Here is a 16434-nt window from a genome sequence, read left to right as displayed (position 1 = left end):
AACTTTGAATAAATCAGCATTAAAGAAATTAGCAATGGAAGCACGGATTGAATTACTCGAAAAGATAAAGCTGCAAGCGCGAAAACTCGGCATTACAGCCGAATCCATTCAAAAAGCGAATGTCGAAAGCTCGAACGCCATTTTTATCAATGGTAAACAGCTTTCAGATACGGAAAGAAAACAACGAAACAAGCTGATCGAACGCATTCATGAAATTGGCTTTGACCGTGTAATGGAGGAAACAGCCTACACATGGTTTAACCGTTTCATTGCCCTCCGCTTCATGGAAGTGAATGAATATCTTCCTACGAAGGTGCGTGTGCTTTCCTCAAGTTCAGGTAGTGCAGAACCAGACATGATGAAGGAAGCATTGTCGCTGGATTTGCAACTGGACAAGGAGCATATCTATGAGCTGAAGATGAACAATAATACGGACGAATTGTTCAAATACTTGATCAAAACACATTGTAACGACTTGCATCGTTACATGCCATTCATGTTCGAGACCATTGAGGACTACATGGAGATTCTTTTCCCAGAGGGGCTGCTAGGGAAAGATTCATTCGTGCGGCAGATGACGGATACGGACGCAATATCAGAGGAAGACTGGGGACGAGTCGAGATTGTTGGCTGGCTTTACCAGTATTATATAGCTGATGAAAAAGACCGGGTATTCAAAGCGAAAAAGAAATATAAAGCGGAAGAAATCCCTTTTGCTACCCAACTTTTCACACCAGATTGGATTGTCCAATATATGGTGCAAAACTCGCTTGGTCGTTACTGGGTCGAGGCTCATCCAGAGCATCACGAGATGACTAAAGGTTGGGGATATTACTTGGAAAACGAACAAGAAGGTTTTCAAGATAAAATTGCCCCCTATGTGAATAAAGATTTAAACGTCGAAGAGATTACTTGTTTTGATCCAGCAATGGGAAGTGGCCATATCTTAGTGTATATATTTGATGTTCTTTATGAAATTTATGTGAAGTGTGGATATATGGAACGGGACATACCGCGTCTTATTATTGAAAACAATTTGTATGGCTTGGACATCGATGATCGTGCTTATCAGTTGGCATGCTTTTCGGTCATTATGAAAGCCTTACAATACAATCGGAGATTTCTAAGAAGTATCGAACGTGATGGTTTGACGATGAACTTGGCTGCCATACAAGAAACGAACGGATGGGCGGACGAGGAAATTTCGTACATCGCAGGTGAAGAAAAAGGTGATAGATTTGATTTAATAAAATCTTTTTTTGATCAGTATAATAATGCCAAAACATATGGATCATTAATTAAAGTAACGGAATCGGATACAACTTATTTAGAGAAAAGTCTTCAAGAAATTAAAGTAACCCCAGTCGCAGATATTTTCCTAACTGTAAAGAGAGAGCAGGCATTGTCCTTACTTCCAAAACTCATTAAACAAACAAAGATTATGAGTAGGCAGTATGATGTTGTCGTGATGAATCCTCCTTATATGGGTTCAGGAAGTATGAATAAAGAACTATCCGATTTTCTAAGGAAAAACTATCCGGATTCCAAGGCTGACTTATTCGCGTCTTTCATGGAAGTGGATCACTATTTAAAGCAATATAGTTTTTATGCTGCGATTAATCAACATTCGTGGATGTTTTTATCTAGCTTTGAAAAGTTGCGTGAAAAAGTCATTAATATCAAATACATTGACACCATGTTGCACTTGGGCTCTAGGGCATTTGAAGAGATTGGCGGGGAAGTTGTTCAATCGACGGCGTTTGTTCTGCGAAATACCAATATATCCGGTGGGAAAGGTGTATATTTAAGATTGGTTGATGAGGGAACAGCGAGTGGGAAACGGGAAAGGACGATAGAGGCAGTTCAAAACCCTTCAATTAAGTATCGGTATTTTTTTGATCAAGAGAGATATAAATATATACCGGAATGTCCAATTGTTTATTGGATAACTGAAAAGGAGACCCTAGTTTTTCGTCAAGGAATACTACTAAAGGATTTTGCGAAACCCAAGGCAGGACTCGCTACTGGTAACAATCATGTCTTTCAAAGGTATTGGTATGAGGTAAACTTGATTGACATAGGCTTTGAATATCAAGATGTAACTGAAACAGAAAATGGCCTACATAAATGGTTTCCATGTAATAGCGGAGGGGAATATAGAAAATGGTCAACAAATGATGAATATGTCGTAAATTGGAAGAATAATGGTGAAGAAATAAAAAGATACAAAAATGAGAATGGAAAACTTGCTGGAAGACCTCAGAACACCCAATTTTATTTTAAAAAGGGAATTACCTGGAATAAACTGAGTGGAACGAATTTTTCTGTGAAATTAAAGCGTGAAGGCTTTATATTTGATGATACAAGCAGATCCGCATTTATTAACCGTGAAAGCGATTTGTATTACTTAATCGGTTTACTATGCTCGAAAGTTAGTGTTAAGTTTCTAAAAATGTTAAATCCAACCCTAAGTTTTACAAATGGAGACTTGGAGAGGATACCCTATCTTTACTCAAAACAACATAATGCTCAAGTTGCTAGTTTAGTTGAAAGTAATCTTTCAATTTCAAAAGCAGATTGGGATGCCTATGAAACCTCCTGGGACTTCCAAAGGAGTCCTATAAACTCTTCTGTGGAGGAATTTCCTGACATTGAAAGCGCATTTGAACATTGGAATGAGTTATCTAATTCACGATATAACCAACTTAAGTCAAACGAAGAAGAACTAAATCGTCTATTTATTCAAATCTATAGCTTGCAAGACGAGCTAACACCCGACGTGGAAGATAAAGATATCACAATCCGCAAAGCCGATCTAGCACGAGATATTAAATTTTTTATCTCCTACGCCATCGGCTGCTCTTTCGGACGATATTCTCTCGACGAAGAAGGTCTGATCTATGCAGGCGGTGAATTTGATCCCGCCCGTTATAATACATTCCCAGCGGATCAAGATAACATCTTGCCAATCTTATCAGGTGCATATTTCGAAGATGACATCGTCACAAGATTCGTGAAATTCGTAAGCACAACATTCAGCAATGAAACACTTGAAGAAAATCTCAATTTCGTAGCAGATGCGATTGGGCGGAAAAAGAACGAAACAGCAAGAGAGGCATTACGTCGTTATTTCTTGAATGATTTTTACAAGGATCATGTGCAAGTATATAAGAAGCGACCTATTTACTGGCTCTTTACATCTGGTAAAGAAAAGGCGTTTAATTGTCTTATTTACATGCACCGTTATGACAAATCGACGCTTTCCCGGATTCGGACAGACTATTTACACGAAGTCCAGACGCGTCTGGATGCAGAGAAGACTGATCTGCTAAATATCATTAATGGGAATTCTTCGACCAAGGAAATCAGCGATGCGAGAAAAGAATTGAATTCACTTGATAAGAAAATTGACGAATTAAAAGCGTATGATGAGCTGCTACATCATATGGCGGATATGCAGATTGAGATTGACTTAGATGATGGTGTAGTAGTGAATTACGAGAAATTCAAGGGCTTAGTGGCGAAGATTTGATTCATTTCAGCAAGAAAACATAGAAACGATTTAGGAAATGCATTGAAGAAACGACCCACCGTGGTCCGCATTGTGAAGAGGCGTGGTGGGTTCTACTACTTAGATTGTATGGGAAAGCTGAATGAATATACAGTATTATTAATGAGCTTTAATTATATAGATGAAGTGGAAGTTGGTGATTGGCATGAACATGACACAAATCGAAACTGCCTTGCAGGACATTTTCAATGAACCTCTGAAAGACGGGGAGCAGCGGAAAATTGTTTTTTGGGCGGACAAGGATGAGGAGTTTATCGAAGAAATTGAACGGTTGACGATGGATGGTGTTAAAATTCAAACATTAACTGATCGCAATCAGTTTTATTTGAAACACTTGTTGGAAGAAGAAGATCTAGTCTCTTCTTATTTGATTTACACAAATTTGGAGCTAGGCACAGAAGATAACTGGTTGATGGACACGGTGTTATATTCAAAGACATTTTATGCGGATCGGGTGTCGCTTATATTGAGTGAGCTTCGTATTGATCCATCGTTAAGAGCAACCGTTAAAAAGCATGAGCGGTTTTTCAATAATAAAGAACGGTTTCGCAAGTTTCAAGCCTACGCCATTGAATCCTATACTGAGGAAACGATTGAACTAGCGATTATGAGTGCGCTATGCGGCATGAGGACACTGGATTTTGAAGCGGTATTAAGGGCAGTGCTGATGGATACGCTGGATGACGCAGATAACAAATACTTGTCGCTTATGGAGCGTTTTTTCGATATTTCCGTATTCTGGTCGTATGTAGCCAATCACTACGGCTATGAGCGAGAAACGAAGACGTTGAAGACATTGTTCATTCATTTGGCAGTGACGGCATTTAGTCATTCAGTGAGCGAGACATATTTAACATCTGTTCAAGACTTTATTGCAAAACGGGGCAAAGCGAATGCGTTGGTGTTTGTTGACCACTGGATGCATCATAAAGCGGATTTCGCCAAATTTGATCACTACGCTGAAATGGTGGAACAGGAAATTCAGCTTTCAAGTCTATTGCAGACGGTTCCAATGGACGAATTCAAACAAGCAGATACCTTTCCATATATTGATCGCGCGATTATTATATACATCTCAAATAGCCTAATGGAAAAGCTGGAGGATTACGAGGACTATACGAAACTGATTATGTTAAGACGAGCAAAGCATTTCTATAACAACTATGCTTCGGTTTATGAAGCCCTTTATTACACGGTGAAAATGCATGAGTTTTACAAAGAATACCGTGAGGGCATACCGCAAGGTCAAGCTATAGATGTGTATGAAGCTTATCGTAAACACTATTATACGATGGACACATACTACCGCAAGTTTTATGTTGCCTATGATCAAGAGAGCAACCATGAATTATTGAAAAAACTGAAAGAACTCGTTGAGCATCTGTATACGCATTGGTTTATGGGTGAGCTCAGTTCACATTGGTCGCAAGCTGTGAAATCGGGCATGACCACAGATTGGTCTCTTCCTGGCGTACAGCAGCAACAACGATTTTATTCATCCATCGTGACCCCACATATTCGTGAAGGTGAGCGTGTCTTTGTTATCATTTCGGATGCGATGCGGTACGAAGTTGCGGTTGAACTCGCCGAACGATTAAATAGCGAAACGATCGGTGTGTGTGAAGTGCAGACGATGCTGGGGGTCGTACCATCTGTTACTAAACTCGGTATGGCCGCATTACTTCCCCATCGGAGTATTGACTTTGATGAAAGTGGTCGGGTGTTCGTTGATGGAAAGGATTCAGCAGGACTTGAAAACCGTAAGAAAATGATTGAATCCCGGGTAGAAGAGAGCATTGCTGTACATTTTCAAGATGTGCTAGCCATGAATAAGACAGGTAGACGTGAAACGTTTAAAGGTAAGAAGCTGGTCTATCTTTATCATGACACGATCGATGCGATGGGGGATAAGGCTTCGACAGAAATCTATACATTCAATGCAGTGGAAACGGCGCTGAATCAATTGTACGACTTGGTGAAAATCATTCGCGATGATTTAAGTGGTACGAATATATATATCACGGCAGATCATGGATTTTTGTACCAGCGTGATGCATTGGAAGAGAGCGATAAGATCAGCAATGAACTTAGGGATACGGTTGAGGTCAAACGGCGCTATGTTTTATCCAAAGAGAAGCATGACATTGCGGGGCAATTGGCGATTGATTTATCCTCGGTTATTAAAAATGAACAACAATTAACGGCTTATGTGCCGAATGGTACGATTCGTAATCGGATGCAAGGGACCGGCGTGAACTTTGTGCATGGCGGGGCCAGTTTGCAGGAAGTTGTCATTCCATTACTAGCCTTCAAAAATAAACGTGCTGGACAAAGAGGTTCGCAAGCCATTCAAAAAGTGGACATTCGACTAACTAGTACATTACGAAGAGTGACCAATAGCATATTCAATTTGGATTTCTTTCAAACGGAAAAAGTGGCTGATAAAACGATAGCACGCACGGTTGTAATTTATATGGCGGACGATAACGGCAATGTGTTATCCAATGAGGAAACGGTGATTGGAGATCGTTCATTCGATCATCCCGCGGATCGCACATTCAAGCTGCAGTTTGTACTAAGAAGCATGAATTATGATCGTAATAAGCATTATTACTTGGTGATTAAAGATACAGAAACTGGTGTAGTGATTGATAAAGTGCCGTTTTCTATCAATTTGGGGATTGTGAGTGATTTTGATTTTTAAATGAGGGGGGTGTCAAAGTGGAGGAGAAAATAGAATTAGAAGAAACATTAATGCTGGATCTCGATAAAAAATTGAATGAAACCTTTGCCGGCCGTGTTGTTCGTAAAGATTTGACCAAGCTCATCAAGGAAGGGGCGAATGTGCCCGTCTATGTGCTTGAGTACTTGCTGGGCATGTATGCAGCAACGGATGATGAGGATAGCATTCAGCAAGGCGTAGAGCGTGTTAAAAAAATTTTATCAGATAACTTTGTTCGGCCGGATGAATCGGAGAAGATTAAATCAAGAATTCGGGAGTTAGGTCAGTATTCGATTATTGATAAAGTGACTGTAGCCCTAAATCCAAAACTGGATCAATATGAGGCAGAATTCTCCAATTTAGGGTTAAAGGGTGTGCCTGTTCCTTCCAACTTCGTCAAGGAGTTTGACAAGCTGTTGGTTGGCGGTATCTGGTGCATGGTAAAAATTGATTATTATTACGATGAAGATGACCGTCATGTGAATCCCTTTAGCGTGAACTCCTTGCAGCCGATCCAAATGCCGAATATGGATATAAATGAGGTGTTCGAAGGACGTAAGCAATTTACAAAGAACGAATGGATTGATGCACTTATTCGTTCGACGGGTATGGAGCCAACGCAATTGGAAGAGCGTGTCAAGTGGCATCTTCTCTTGCGTCTCGTCCCGCTTGTGGAAAATAATTACAATATGTGCGAATTAGGTCCGCGGGGGACAGGAAAATCCCATGTGTATAAGGAAATATCGCCAAACTCAATCTTAGTATCGGGGGGGCAATCTACCGTTGCGAACCTGTTTTATAATATGACCACCCGAAAAATTGGCTTGGTTGGGATGTGGGATTGCGTTACCTTTGATGAAGTAGCCGGAATTCGCTTTAAAGATAAAGATGGCATACAGATTATGAAAGATTATATGGCATCTGGATCGTTTGCAAGGGGAAAAGAAGAGAAAAGTGCATCTGCATCCATGGTGTTTGTTGGGAATATCAACCAAAGTGTTGATGTGTTGTTGAAGACTTCACATTTGTTCGCCCCATTCCCAGAAGAAATGGCGAACGATACAGCGTTCTTCGATCGGATGCATTACTATATGCCAGGCTGGGAAATTCCAAAGATGAGACCCGACTTCTTTACCGATAAGTATGGGTTCATCGTCGACTATGTGGCGGAATTTTTCCGTGAGATGCGGAAACGTTCATTCTCGGACTCAATAGATCGCTATTTTAAACTTGGCAATAACCTTAACCAGCGGGACACGATTGCCGTTCGTAAAACGGTGTCAGGCATGGTAAAACTTATTTATCCAAATGGTGAATATACGAAAGATGGCATTGAAGAGATATTGCAGTATGCATTGGAAGGCCGTCGCCGTGTAAAAGAACAACTCAAGAAAATTGGAGGCATGGAGTTTTACGATGTCATGTTTTCCTATATCGATAAGGAGTCCTTGGAAGAGGAATACGTCTCTGTACCTGAACAAGGGGGCGGGAAGTTGATCCCAGAAGGGATGGGGAAACCAGGTCATGTGTATGTTGTAGGACATGGACATTCAGGCATGATCGGCGTGTACAAGCTAGAAAATCAAGTTGTCAGCGGTACAGGAAAGTTCGACAAATCTGGGGTTGGTTCCTCTCGAGAAGCTAGAGAAAGTTTAGATACAGCATTTCGATACTTCACAGCCAACAGTAAAGCCATCAGCAATGTCATTAGCACAAAAACGAAAGATTATCTCATGCATATTAGCGATTTACAAGGTATAGGGCTGACAGATGAATTAGCTATCGCCGAGTTGATTGGACTTTGTTCAGGAGCATTAGACAAGCCTGTACAAGAAAGCACCATAGTCATTGGTAACATGACCGTTGGTGGTACAATTGCTAAAGTAGAAGAGTTTGCAAACGTTCTGCAGGTGTGTGTGGATGCAGGTGCAAAGAAGGTGTTGATTCCAGCATCATCGGTCATGGACTTGCAAACCATTCCACCTGACTTGCTAGTAAAGGTGCAGCCCGTATTTTATGCGGATCCGATTGATGCGGTGTTTAAGGCGCTGGGAGCAAGCTGAGTAGCTATAATAATCAACGAGCAAACCAATTTTGAATGTGAAAGTAAAGATGCAAATGAGATTAGATCATTTGCATCTTTTTGGGATGGAAAACAAAATCCGCACAAAATATTCACTTTCAGCACGTGCATCGTTATTAGGATTATCAGATAAAGAGTTATTTGCAGGATATTGCGTCATTCCGAGAGGTGGCTCGGGGCTTTCTATTGCAAATAAGCATCAAATTCAGCAGATTGCATTACTTTTAAATGAGTATGAAAGCTTATAATAAAAGGATGTAAGGAGTTTTTGCAAAATGAGTGCTTTAATGCAAGAAGTCGAACGTTTAGCAAACGATTATTATAAAAAATATGTGTCACACAAAACATCCCTTATGTTAGCAGATGTGTTAGAAGATGTTATTTCACAACAAGCAATTGAGGTAATCTATATAAGTATTCCCAAAACAGAAGGTGAAGACCGCATTCTAAAATGGGATGTTTTTTAAACATGTTGACAAATCCGTGCAGCCCAAAATCGTAATTAATCAATTAGATACTAATCGTACGCAGAACTTTACGTTAGCACATGAATGGTTCCATGCCATTTTGGAATCTGAGGATTTGAAGAAATATGCGATTCAAATTCAATCGAGTGAAGAGTTGGAGCGTGCTGGTGATTACTTTGCATCATCTATTCTGATGAATCAAGAGGCGTTTGTTACCTACTATGAGATTATCCGTAAACAATCCTTAGAACAGAAAGTATTTAAACTTGCAGACATTTTCAAAGTCCCTTATGTGAGTGTAGTTAGGCGATTGAGAGAGCTCAACCTAACTCCAGCTTCGACGTTAGAATCCTTAAATGAGAAGGAATTAGCTGAACTTCGTCTCAAACTTATGGGAGAGTCGGCGCAGGATGCTCCTCCGAAACCTATCAAGTTCATACAATATCAACGAATTGTTAAAGATAAGGTAGCAGAAGGCGAACTGTCTAGCTTAGATGCAGCAAAAAAACTCATGCGTTTAAATCCAGAGTTATCTGAAGAGTACTTTGAAAAATCTACAGGTATTAAAGATATCGATCAACTTTGGGAAGAATTGGACGAGGCGTAACGAAGGGGTAAACATTGCTAAATATAAAGTTGCCGCTACCCCCTATTTGCTTCATCGATGCCTATCTTATTTTCTATATTGAGAAATTGAAATAAAAAGATGACTTTTATACAATCATTGAGCAAGTGTATGAATTGGTTTATATACATGAGGAAGTTTATAAAGAGCTAGGTAGTGCGGGACAACAATTAATAGATGAAAAATGTCGCGCAAATAAGTGGGTACTATTTAAACCTGTTCAGGCATTTCAAAATATTTATGAGGATTATAGATTAATGGAATCCAAAATTCAATCAACTTTAATTGTGGTTGACACACGAAGGGGAAAAGCAGGGAGTGCCGGTATTGGTGAGATTACCTCTTTAGCAACTGCATATTTACTGAATGCAAGGTTTATTTGTAGTAATGATACCTGTAAAGTAGCAATATATCTCAATGGGATACCTAATGATAGGTGTATCTAAAATTTGGGGATTGAAAGAGAGCTTAATTACGAGGGGAGACTGGCGCCATATAGATAACAAATTATTTAGAAGGAATGACTAAATATGATTATTATCCCTTTTGGTGAAATTATCTTAAAATTACATACATATTCAGATGAGGATCTAACAGAAAAGATAAATTTGAAGATAGAGATTGTAGAACTCGAAAAAGAAATGCATAACTTTTTTATGGTTGATAGAAGGTATAAGGTGGATGCCTTCGTAACTGGAATCGCTAGTTTTTATCAAGAAGTAAATATAGATTGTTATTTCGAACCAGTCATTAAAATAACAGAAAGCTCTATTGAGAGCGGAGAATGTATAGATATAAAAAGTTGGTATTGTTGCAATTTGAAATTGAGTATTGGTACCGAAGATCAGGAAATGTTATTTACCCGAGCAGCTTATGAATTGGAAATGCCGCGAAGGTATAAGTCTTTTTTTAAAGAGCAACGTTTTGATAACTGTATTATCATTAACACTCCAGAGTATCTCGATCACGGAATTAGGGTTAGTTTTCCAGACATAATGGAAGTTGAAAAAGTTAAATTTACTTTCGGTATTGCCTGGTTGGAAATGAAAGATGCTGATACAGAGGACATATATACATGGTTTGCTGCAGATCCGTCCCTAGCATAACTGTCCGAGATAATCATTGTCATAATCGTATGAGGTACTAGAACTACCTTGAAAAGCGTGCGTCATTTGCTGATAAATAGTTCCCCCAAGCTTTACCAAACATTATATGTTCATCAGGCTTGACCCTTAATTTTACATTTGTGCCTGAATAGCTGCAATCAAGCTACTCAGGTACATTTTATTTATGTTCTATACGGGCAGCTAACTAGGCCGATTCTTTTTTTGCAGTTTCGTATAGTCTGTATAATAATTACTAAGCTGGTGAATGAGTTCTAACATCTCTTAACCCTTCCGTATCATGCGGAAGGGTTAAGAGAGAGTAGCCTAGCTTATATATAAACCTCGGTAATCGCCATCTCGCGTTCTTTGGATAAATCTACGAATCTGGAATCCGTTTGAACGAGCGGACGGAAGAAGTCGCTCTGGTTGGTCATTATGATCGAGCCTACCTCGCCGGAATTCAGCAGCACTTTCTTGCCGATAAAGTTCGGCAGCAGGTGACTGATCAGCGCCTGTGTCGGTTCTGGGCTCAGCTTGCCGAAGCTAAGGGCGTTCAGCTCCCGTAGAACAGTTAACAGTTCTTGCTTAGACTGATATACGCGGTTGGATGTCATGGCCGTATACACGTCCGCTACGGCGGCTATTTTAGCATACGGATGAATTTCCTCCTTGCGCAGCCCCTTGGGATAGCCGCTTCCGTCTTCCCGTTCGTGATGCTGCAGGGCCACTAATGCGGAAATTTCGTCCCCGGTGGAGTTGAATATGATTTCATAGCCATATGAGGTATGGCGTTTGACCTCTTCGAACTCTTCCGGTGTCAGCTTGCCGGGTTTGCTAAGGATGTCTTGAGAGATCATGCACTTGCCAATATCAATAAGATAACCGGCTTTACCAATTCTATAGGCTTCTTCCTTAGGATAACCTAGCCAAGTTGCGATATAATAAGAGAGCATTCCGACTTGCATGGAATGATTATATGTATAATTATCACCATTATCTAACAGCAATAGAAGCGAGACAACATCCTTCTGGCCAACTAATTCATTGACTAGGGGTTGCAGCAAATCATCGACTCTGGACTCATCGAACGTCCCACTGGATAGCGCTTCCAGAAAGATGTCTTCAAATCCGTCGACGGCTTCATCGAATAGCGGCGCTACCTTCTTGACCGGATTACTACTTACGCTTGAAGTGCGGTCGATGTCCATGGTTCTAGGTTCAATATCGATGTAGTCGATTCCGTGCTGCATGAGCTTGACAATTGCATCACTGGTCAATTCCGTCCCTTTATGCAGGATTAAAACACCGAATTGATTGAAAATATCATTTTTAAGACGGTCGCCAGGGCTAATTTCGATCACATGTAATTTCAAGAACAATGACACCCCATTAATCGCAGTATTTACTTAATGATAGCAGGGAATAACTGGATTGGCAATGATATTTTGGGTCTTTAGATGCTATTAATGTGATATATGTCCTGGCGCTGTGGGAATCCAAGGTCCCTGTCCGTGGCCTACCCATTCCGTGCCGTCCTCCCAAACCTCCTTCTTCCAAATGGGAACGATCTGCTTTAACCTTTCTATAGCATAACGGCTAGCGGCATAGCAATTATCTCTATGAGGAGTGGATACGGCTATGATTACACTGCTCTCAGCGATATCGACCTTCCCAATACGATGGCTGATGGCGCATTTGGTTCCAGGCCAGTTCGCGGCGATCTCCTCGCCGATTTGCTCCATCTTGGACAGAGCCATAGGGATGTAAGCTTCATACTCTAAATGGATCGTTCTCTGTTCTCCGGTCAATTCTCGCGTCGTACCGACAAAGACGAGCGTTGCGCCATGATTGGCCGTGTTTACCTTTTGGGTCACCGCATCGATCGATAGCGGCTCGGAAGTAATTGCGTACATTTGATCAGCGGAATGGAAGGAGTCCGGGGCTGAATCATGCTCGCCTCCAGAGACAGGAGGAATCAGAGCGATCTCGTCTTGCTCGGTTATGAGGAGAGCATTTGTCGCATATTCTTGATTGACGGCTAGAAAAGAGACGTTGACCAGCGCAGCCGCATCCGGATAAAGGTCGGCAATTTCCTGTTTTAACCGAGCCGCAGTCACGGTGTCCTCGGGATATGTTATATCAATTTGCGCAGCTCCGATTTGATCGGCCAGCCCCGCGAATAGAGAAATCGTTAGTTTCATATTTATTTCACCTCGTACTACGGAATAAGCCCCTATAATATATCATATTTAGGGAGACAATGATCAAATTTGAGGTATATAATATTCTACATCTAAATCATTTAATAGGACGGCTGTGTAGGCATATGCCAAGGGGGGACAAATCATGCTGCCGAATACGAACCAGGATATATTAACGATACTCTATACCAACGATTTGCATAGTCATTTCGGTGCAATGGTGCGCATCGCCTCTATGGTGAATGAGCTTCGTGCTGAGCAGCATGAAGCCGTGCTGCTGCTGGATATTGGCGATCATATGGATCGCGCCGCACCCGAGACGGAAGGGACAATGGGACAAGCTAATGTGGATGTCCTGAACTTGACGGCGTACGATGCAATAACGATAGGCAACAATGAAGGTCTGACTTTTACGCCTGAGCAGCTCGATCAAGCCTATACAGGATTAGTTTGCCAGGTGGTCTGTGCGAATATGCTGGATATGGAGACCGGCAAACCGCCTGCATGGATGAAGAAGCATACGATTCTAAATAAGGCAGGCTTCAAAATCGGTATCATTGGAGCAACGGCTGCTTACGCTGAATTTTACAAGCTATTAGGCTTAACCGCGCTTGATCCGCTGAAAAGCATCGAGACGTCGGTAAGCGATTTGCGCAGCAAGGTGGATCTTATTGTAGTCATGTCTCATGTAGGCTTACCCTTCGATCGTGAGCTCGCAGAGCAGGTACCCGGAATTGATCTTATCCTTGGCGGTCATACGCATCATTTGCTGGAGGAGCCGCTGTGGATAGGGCAAACCGCGATTGTAGCGGCAGGGAAATTCGGAAGGCATCTAGGGCAAATTACGGTTGAGAGAGACATGATAACTGGCAAAGCCAAGGTTGTGTCAGGCATCTGCTTGCCCGTTGAAAGCGGGCCGGAGGATGTTAACGTGGCTGAAGCGCTGAATATTCATAGGCTTCGGGCGGGAGAGCGCATGGCGCGAACGGTAGCGGTTATTGAGGAAGAGCTGCCGGTTCGCTATGATGTAGAATCGCCGTTTGGCAATTTGCTGGCCCAAGCAGTAAGAAGATTTACGGGGAGCGATTTATCGATCGTCAACAGCGGGCAATTGCTCGCTGGACTGCCTGCCGGAGAGATCAGCGAAGGCATGCTTCATGAACGCTGTCCCTCGCCGATTAATCCTTGTCGCATGAATTTGTTGGGCAAGCATATATTGTACAGCCTGGAGCAATCTCTGTTGGCGGACATTACAGATAAGGCGATCTTTGGATTTGGCTTCCGCGGCAAACAGCTAGGGGGCATTTGCGTTGATGGCATGGAAATCATTTATGATCCGACCGCCCTGCCATTCCATAAAATTATCCAGGCCAGCAATCAGGGCGTTCCGATCGTCCCAGATGGGATTTATTCTGTGGGAACTCTGGACATGTTTACGTTCGGTATCGGTTACGAATGTTTGAAGCAGGGCAGCGAGCAGGAATTTCTGCTTCCGGAATTTTTGCGGGATTTGCTGCGGATGGAGCTTCAGACGGCAGGGGCGATTGAGAGCTGTTTCTATCACCGATGGAAATCCCAAACGGAAAACTACTGTGAATAGCTAATATGAAACTGCTTCATTAAGAGGAGGATGCTATGAATTCTATTGTTGCGGTTATTCTGGGGATTGTGGAGGGCCTCACTGAATTTATTCCGGTATCTTCAACAGGCCACATGATATTGACGGCCAAGCTGTTAGGCTACGATGATTCGACTCCTGAGATGAAGACGTTCATGATCGTAATTCAGTTAGGTGCGATCCTAGCTATTTCCTGGGTGTATAGAGAACGAATCATTCATTTGCTAGGCATGAACAGGAAGGTTGCTCCTTTATTCCGCAGCCAGACTCCTCCCAAGCATCTTGACCTGCTTCATGTTGTATTGGGCATTGCTCCTGCTCTTGCGGTAGGCTTCTTCTTCCGGGATTTCATTAAAAGCTTGTTCAGTCCTTCTACGGTTCTGTGGGCGCTGCTCGTCGGCGGGATATTCATGATTGCGGCGGAATGGTTCTCGAAGAACAAGGCGCAGGTTACGGCCAAGGATCTCGATCAGTTGACCCATAAACAGGCGCTCATGATCGGATTGTATCAATGCATTTCCGTGTTGTGGCCAGGCTTTTCCCGCTCCGGCTCGACCATAGCAGGCGGAATGCTCAGCGGGGCAAGCTATAAGGCTTCGGCCGATTTTTCCTTTCTGATCGCGATTCCGATCATGTGTGCAGTTTCCGGTTACGAAATGCTGGATTCATACCGATATTTTACTTTAGAGACCATTGGATACTTTGCTATTGGCTTCATTGTGTCTTTTATCGTGGCTTATATCGTGGTTATGGCCTTCCTAAAATCAATTCAGAAAATCCAGCTCAGGCATTTTGCTTATTATCGTTTCATTCTTGCTGCTTTATTTTGGATCTTCATCATGCGATAGTATTGGGCAACAAGCCAGTCATATCACATTATAAAGCCGCTTTTCGCAATTACATATCATAACTTAACAATAGAGACGGAAGTGGATTTATTATGCGATTAATACCTATCAACTCACTACAGCCCGGAATGAAACTGGGTAAGAAAATATATAACGAGGATGGTATCGTACTTTTATCGGAAAATGCTGAGCTTACGGATGTCATTATCCGGCGGCTCCGCAGCCATGGTTTGAATTTCGTGTATGTAGCTGATCCCCGCACAGAGGATGTTGTTCCTGTCGATTTAATTGAAGAGGATACGCGGCGCAGGGCACTGAAGGAGATCCGTACAAATTTTCGAAAAATGACCGAGCCGACGGTAAAAGGTCTCGTATATCCTTACCTCGGCAAGATGTTTTCTGGTCTTGTCGAGGACATCATGGATGATCTTAGCGCTAGGGAGGACGCCATGATCATGATGATGAACATTAACAGTATGGATCAGTATTTATATCGGCACTCGCTCAATGTTTGTATTTATACGATATTGCTTGGGCAAATTCATGGCTATTCCAAAAGTGATCTGACACTGCTCGGTCTTGGAGCATTATTGCATGATATCGGAAAAATAAAGCTTCCCATCGAGCTGCTGACGAAAGCGGGCAAGCTTACGGATGAGGAGTATGAGCAAGTCAAGCAGCATGCGGAGATCGGATTCAAAATACTGAAGGATGAGCCTGGCATTCCACTCGTCTCAGCGCACTGTGCTTATCAGCATCATGAACGGCTGAATGGCAGCGGTTATCCCCGCGGAATCAAGGGAGAGGAAATCAGCGAATTTGCCCGCTGGATCGCGATCACCGACTCATATGATGCCATGACGACCCATCGGGTGTACCGCTCGGCGATGCTGCCACATCAAGCGCTTGAAGTGTTGTATACCGGCTGCGGCCATTTATATGAGAAATCCAAGCTGGAGCTGTTTCGCGATCGGGTGGCTATTTATCCATTGGGGATGACTGTCAAGCTTAGCACGGGAGAGAAGGGCGTTATTGCCAAAATCCACGGCATTATTCCGCAGCGTCCCGTCGTGCGGATTTTGACCGATCCTAACGGAGTAGAATTAAAGGCGCCGTATGATCTGGATTTGTCGGAGCAATTATCTATCGTTATTACAGAAGTGGACGGAACGAACCAAATTGGTTAACATTAT

The 16434-nt window shown here is 42.3% G+C and carries 13 protein-coding genes; 11 read left to right on the top strand and 2 right to left on the bottom strand.

What is annotated here, in order from left to right; translation table 11 throughout:
- Positions 1-4: 4 nt before the first annotated feature.
- From pglX to CZ379_RS21840, 8 genes are all read left to right on the top strand, one after another.
- Entirely contained in the window at positions 5-3532 is a 3528-nt protein-coding gene (gene pglX / locus CZ379_RS21870; protein ID WP_110933553.1) for a BREX-1 system adenine-specific DNA-methyltransferase PglX, read from the top strand.
- Positions 3533-3716: 184 nt separating this feature from the next.
- Complete coding sequence (gene pglZ, locus CZ379_RS21865) at positions 3717-6275, top strand: BREX-1 system phosphatase PglZ type A (protein ID WP_110934503.1); 2559 nt, start codon at positions 3717-3719, stop codon at positions 6273-6275.
- A gap of 50 nt (positions 6276-6325) precedes the next feature.
- Positions 6326-8356, top strand: a complete 2031-nt coding sequence (brxL, locus tag CZ379_RS21860; RefSeq protein ID WP_110934502.1) for a protease Lon-related BREX system protein BrxL — start codon at positions 6326-6328, stop codon at positions 8354-8356.
- 31 nt (positions 8357-8387) lie between these two features.
- The gene (locus CZ379_RS26375; RefSeq protein WP_234404978.1) at positions 8388-8624 is read left to right on the top strand and encodes a hypothetical protein; all 237 of its coding nucleotides are present in this window, start codon (positions 8388-8390) and stop codon (positions 8622-8624) included.
- Positions 8625-8651: 27 nt separating this feature from the next.
- Positions 8652-8843: a hypothetical protein gene (locus CZ379_RS21855; RefSeq protein ID WP_110933552.1), complete on the top strand. Its 192-nt coding sequence runs from the start codon at positions 8652-8654 to the stop codon at positions 8841-8843.
- Positions 8833-9450: an ImmA/IrrE family metallo-endopeptidase gene (locus tag CZ379_RS21850; protein ID WP_110933551.1), complete on the top strand. Its 618-nt coding sequence runs from the start codon at positions 8833-8835 to the stop codon at positions 9448-9450. The genes CZ379_RS21855 and CZ379_RS21850 overlap by 11 nt, the downstream gene beginning before the upstream one ends.
- Before the next feature lie 134 nt (positions 9451-9584).
- Positions 9585-9914 (top strand): hypothetical protein, encoded by a 330-nt coding sequence (locus CZ379_RS21845; protein ID WP_110933550.1) that lies wholly within the window; start codon positions 9585-9587, stop codon positions 9912-9914.
- A gap of 84 nt (positions 9915-9998) precedes the next feature.
- On the top strand, positions 9999-10574 hold the full coding sequence (locus CZ379_RS21840; protein WP_110933549.1) for a hypothetical protein: 576 nt from the start codon (positions 9999-10001) through the stop codon (positions 10572-10574).
- Between the two features lie 329 nt (positions 10575-10903).
- Here CZ379_RS21840 and CZ379_RS21835 read toward each other — a convergent pair whose 3' ends face one another.
- Together CZ379_RS21835 and CZ379_RS27090 are read right to left on the bottom strand one after the other, a co-directional pair.
- On the bottom strand, positions 10904-11947 hold the full coding sequence (locus tag CZ379_RS21835; RefSeq protein WP_110933548.1) for an HD-GYP domain-containing protein: 1044 nt from the start codon (positions 11945-11947) through the stop codon (positions 10904-10906).
- Positions 11948-12037: 90 nt separating this feature from the next.
- Positions 12038-12775 carry a molybdenum cofactor biosynthesis protein MoaE gene (locus tag CZ379_RS27090; RefSeq protein WP_110933547.1) on the bottom strand — a complete coding sequence of 246 codons (738 nt, stop codon included), beginning with the start codon at positions 12773-12775 and terminating at the stop codon, positions 12038-12040.
- A gap of 145 nt (positions 12776-12920) precedes the next feature.
- Between CZ379_RS27090 and CZ379_RS21825 the strand changes: the two genes are divergently transcribed.
- From CZ379_RS21825 to CZ379_RS21815, 3 genes are all read left to right on the top strand, one after another.
- Entirely contained in the window at positions 12921-14375 is a 1455-nt protein-coding gene (locus tag CZ379_RS21825) for a bifunctional metallophosphatase/5'-nucleotidase (protein WP_110933546.1), read from the top strand.
- 35 nt (positions 14376-14410) lie between these two features.
- Positions 14411-15241 carry an undecaprenyl-diphosphate phosphatase gene (locus CZ379_RS21820; RefSeq protein ID WP_110933545.1) on the top strand — a complete coding sequence of 277 codons (831 nt, stop codon included), beginning with the start codon at positions 14411-14413 and terminating at the stop codon, positions 15239-15241.
- Between the two features lie 92 nt (positions 15242-15333).
- Entirely contained in the window at positions 15334-16428 is a 1095-nt protein-coding gene (locus tag CZ379_RS21815) for an HD-GYP domain-containing protein (RefSeq protein ID WP_110933544.1), read from the top strand.
- Positions 16429-16434 lie beyond the last annotated feature (6 nt).

The organism is Paenibacillus bouchesdurhonensis (assembly GCF_900155685.1).
Classification (GTDB): domain Bacteria; phylum Bacillota; class Bacilli; order Paenibacillales; family Paenibacillaceae; genus Fontibacillus; species Fontibacillus bouchesdurhonensis.
This window is presented reverse-complemented; position numbering and strand designations above follow the sequence as displayed.

What these genes read in the sequence shown, in the direction of transcription:
- CZ379_RS21850 (WP_110933551.1), top strand. Translation starts at nt 8,833, where the DNA reads ATGTTTTTTAAACATGTTGACAAATCCGTGCAGCCCAAAATCGTAATT.
- pglZ (WP_110934503.1), top strand. Translation starts at nt 3,717, where the DNA reads ATGAACATGACACAAATCGAAACTGCCTTGCAGGACATTTTCAATGAA.
- CZ379_RS27090 (WP_110933547.1), bottom strand. Translation starts at nt 12,775, where the DNA reads ATGAAACTAACGATTTCTCTATTCGCGGGGCTGGCCGATCAAATCGGA.
- brxL (WP_110934502.1), top strand. Translation starts at nt 6,326, where the DNA reads ATGCTGGATCTCGATAAAAAATTGAATGAAACCTTTGCCGGCCGTGTT.
- CZ379_RS21820 (WP_110933545.1), top strand. Translation starts at nt 14,411, where the DNA reads ATGAATTCTATTGTTGCGGTTATTCTGGGGATTGTGGAGGGCCTCACT.
- CZ379_RS21825 (WP_110933546.1), top strand. Translation starts at nt 12,921, where the DNA reads ATGCTGCCGAATACGAACCAGGATATATTAACGATACTCTATACCAAC.
- CZ379_RS21840 (WP_110933549.1), top strand. Translation starts at nt 9,999, where the DNA reads ATGATTATTATCCCTTTTGGTGAAATTATCTTAAAATTACATACATAT.
- CZ379_RS21815 (WP_110933544.1), top strand. Translation starts at nt 15,334, where the DNA reads ATGCGATTAATACCTATCAACTCACTACAGCCCGGAATGAAACTGGGT.
- CZ379_RS21855 (WP_110933552.1), top strand. Translation starts at nt 8,652, where the DNA reads ATGAGTGCTTTAATGCAAGAAGTCGAACGTTTAGCAAACGATTATTAT.